The following is a 3,555-nucleotide window of genomic DNA, read 5'->3' on the forward strand; positions in this document are numbered from 1 at the left end:
TGGCATCAACCGTTATCGTGCAGGTGCAAAGGTATGGCAGCGGGCTTTGGAAATATTCTGCTACTCTTGTTAGTTCTGTTAAAAAACATATCCAATGCTTTTAAAAACTATTTGGACTTCTTTATCAAAAACCAAAGGTTGCTTTTCCATGATTGGTATTCTCCTTGTTTTTCATTCTTGCCGCCAAAAGAAACTTTAGCCTCTCCATTGTGAAAAGGTGTAGCATACGAAAAAACGGGTGGAATAACAATAGCTCCACATGTATCAGCAAAACCTATTTTGCTATTTTTTCCTACAATTCTGAACAAGCCATCACTGACATAATCTGGACCATTGTCAATCTTATATACTTCAAATAGTTCTTTACCTGCATTATTAATACAAACTATTTCACCTTTTCTCGTGCCGACAAAGCCGATAGATGAAATCGTATCAGTAAATGCTATTGTATATTTTTTATTCTTTACAATAGTTTTTCCTTGTAAGTTTTTATATATAATGTTATTACCATTGTCAAATTTTACAATGGTCTGAGCTGTCAGCTGTTGGAAAAGTAAACATGATAGAAAAATAAAAAGGAACTTTTTCATAGGGTATAATATTAAAGGAGGGTGTCTATTCATAGAAAGAGACACCCTCAAAAAAATTACTTGAGAGTATATAGTAACTCCGAATTGCAATTATTGAAATAATCGTTAGCTTCTTCATACTCACATTGTATACCATTGAACAAATCAACATGTCCGGTGGCATCGCTCCAATTACAATCATTAAAGACGATAACGCCTTTTTTGCCTTTGAAGCTATTTGCAGTAGAACCTTTCAAAGGAGTACCTCCTATATGTTTTATGATAAATTTCTTCATATCAGACACACGATAGAGATACCATTTTTTATCAGCACCAGAAGAAACGGCCCCATCGGATGGTGATATTGGTACTCCTGAATAGTTGAAAGCATATGACAATCTGATAGCGCATCCGTTTTTAAACACTTTAGATTTTATATTCTCTCCAACTTTTCCACCAATGAATGTTCCTAATTGAGCAACATCTTTATCCTTTACTTTAGCAAAATTTGAACTTAATGTTTTATACGTTAATGCCATTGTCGCTTACGTTTAAGTCCCTTTTAATCCATGCGGCTTAGCCGGGACTGTTGGCTGAGTCGTATCATTCAAAATTCATTAATATCAAATACAAACATCATGCCTATTTTATTTGGGAAATTTTACAATGTCAAAGTGTCAGTCTAAACAACTTTAAGCTATCAGTACTGAATGCAACTTTTATAGCCACAACTCGCAGTTCCATTTTTTATCGCACAATCCAAAAACTTCCGTGAAGTTTCTATTTTCATTTGCCGCTCTGATTTTCTTTCCTCCACATGGTCTTTCCTTTTGGCATCAACCGTTATCGTGCAGGTGCAAAGGTATGGCAGCGGGCTTTGGAAATAAAAGGTCGAGCCTTCGGTTTTCGAAAAAATCTCCACACCGTTGGGTAGTATTTTTCCTAAAAATTCTTCTATAATCTGCTGAATAGCTTAAAATGAGCGATTTATAAGTGTTCAACCTCAATAGAGGTAATGATTTGGCAATAGTCACAACTTCTGCAATATGCATATGTTTGCTTTGCCTAACAACTCTTTACAGTTGCAAAAATACAAAATAAAAATGAAACCACACTATGTTGGTGCAAAAAAACAATAGTCATAAAACAAAGATTAACTTCGCCTTATGACTATTGTTGTCCACATTAAACTTATTTATCATTTAATTGGTTCCGCATGCACATAGTATTCACTGTTTATAGGGTCTTCCCCGTCAGTTTTAAGTATCAGTACCATGCGAGAATGTTTTGTACGCCAATATGCTTTAATATCAGCATCTTCGGGTAGTGCCTTAAACGTTTTACACAGCGAAGCCTTTTCTGTTTCTTTTATAGTACTATGTGCTTCATAGTACTGGTCCATAATCTTCAACAGACCTTCTCTTTCACGTTCAAGCACGCCTAACATATATTCCTTGTCGTTTTTGTCTTTTGCTCCTTTCAGTACAATACGTAACTCTGCATACGGTTTTGTAATGTCTTCTTTGTAGGCAGTAGGTGGAGTTAGGATAAACTCACGGCTCTTGTCCAGCAAGCAATATTCTGTTAGTTCGGGGTTCTTGGAATTATACCTTACGTTATCCCAATCGTAACCAAAGAATCCATCATTCACCAAATAGAGCCTCTTTCGGGCTTGATAGACAATACGGCCATCTTTATAGCCATTGGCATAGACAATAGTATTGTCATGAGGCGTGAAGAAGTATGTGCTCCACCAATAGGAAGTATTCAAACAGTTTGTCTTACGTTCCATGATTCCAAAGCTATCTGGCATATCACGACAATCACTCGTCCAAGTAATTGAATCGTAGTAGTTGTAATAGGCATTATCTGAAGAGTTGAAACCATATTCATCGGTAAGCTCAAATGTTACAAGGCAGAAGGTCTGAAACACAGGGTCTGTGTTGTCTTTGTCGTCTTCTGCATAGTATGCCTTAATCTTAAACTTGCAGTTGTCGGGAACAGAACGGTCAATATCCGTATCATACGTGTAACTTTTCTTCATCATTTCCAAATCGGTTTCGGTCATGCGTTTATATACAATCATGCCATATATAGACTTGTAACCATTGCTGCCATCACTCGTCGCTCCCAATTTTTGTATGGTGTACATTAAGGTCTTGCCATTCGACTCGTCAAGCTTAAGAATCTGCATGTATCTGTTGTCTGCTTGTTGCTGCCAAACAGTATGAAGCCTTTGTCCATGTCATAAGTCCATGATACACGACTGAAACAAAAGGCTGGCAAGGCATCACTATAAAAATAACTAAAAGCTTGCTGTGATGTCTCAAACCAAAAGTGTGTAGGGCTGCCACCAAATCTGTCTTTCCAAAATTCCTCCTTGCTCAACTTTCCGTTTTCCTGTACCTCATAAGTGGCAATACTCTCCCAACCATAGCCCTTGACCTTACTCTGTATTTCTTCTGCTGCTATTGGCTTTCTCCCTTTTAGCACACAGCACCCCTCATCATTAACAGTATAGGTTTGGTTGAATAGATTCATATCCAACTTACATTGCTCAACACTCAATTCCTCAGACTTATCGCAACTGCCAAATACAACAGTGCAAGCTACGATGAGTGCTATTAACCAAAACTTCTTAGTCATAATAATCCAAATTTAAAGATTTTACATATAGACAGATTACGGATTTTCAGTGTTTCAAATTCTGCTGTCCAAGATAACTGAGTGCAAAAATACAAAAGTATCAACGTAATAGTGCATTTTTTTATTTTTTATAACACTCAAAACATACTTTTGTGCAAATAAAGGAAGAATAAACTACACCTGACAAATCTATTTACATATTTCTATGCACTGCCTACAGTTGGTACACTCACTTTCTGCAACCGTTGGGAGCAAAATTTCTTCGCCCTCATGGTGGAGCGAGGCGTTTTGGGGTTCCCAAAACATAACCTCGCTCCCTCCTCTAAGAACAAAAGACGAG

The 3,555-nt window shown here is 37.1% G+C and carries 4 protein-coding genes; all 4 read right to left on the reverse strand.

All coding sequences use genetic code 11. The features are described from left to right. Positions 1–107: 107 nt before the first annotated feature. Entirely contained in the window at positions 108–590 is a 483-nt protein-coding gene (locus F7D47_RS08610) for a WG repeat-containing protein (protein WP_117943055.1), read from the reverse strand. Between the two features lie 56 nt (positions 591–646). After that, the gene (locus F7D47_RS08615; protein WP_153084826.1) at positions 647–1,108 is read right to left on the reverse strand and encodes a type VI secretion system amidase effector protein Tae4; all 462 of its coding nucleotides are present in this window, start codon (positions 1,106–1,108) and stop codon (positions 647–649) included. Between the two features lie 659 nt (positions 1,109–1,767). Continuing rightward, entirely contained in the window at positions 1,768–2,763 is a 996-nt protein-coding gene (locus tag F7D47_RS08620; protein ID WP_153084827.1) for a hypothetical protein, read from the reverse strand. Then, positions 2,721–3,215, reverse strand: a complete 495-nt coding sequence (locus tag F7D47_RS08625; RefSeq protein WP_153084828.1) for a hypothetical protein — start codon at positions 3,213–3,215, stop codon at positions 2,721–2,723. Before F7D47_RS08625 ends, F7D47_RS08620 begins: the two co-directional genes overlap by 43 nt. Positions 3,216–3,555: the final 340 nt, after the last annotated feature.

The organism is Segatella copri (genome assembly GCF_009494835.1).
Taxonomy (GTDB): domain Bacteria; phylum Bacteroidota; class Bacteroidia; order Bacteroidales; family Bacteroidaceae; genus Prevotella; species Prevotella copri_F.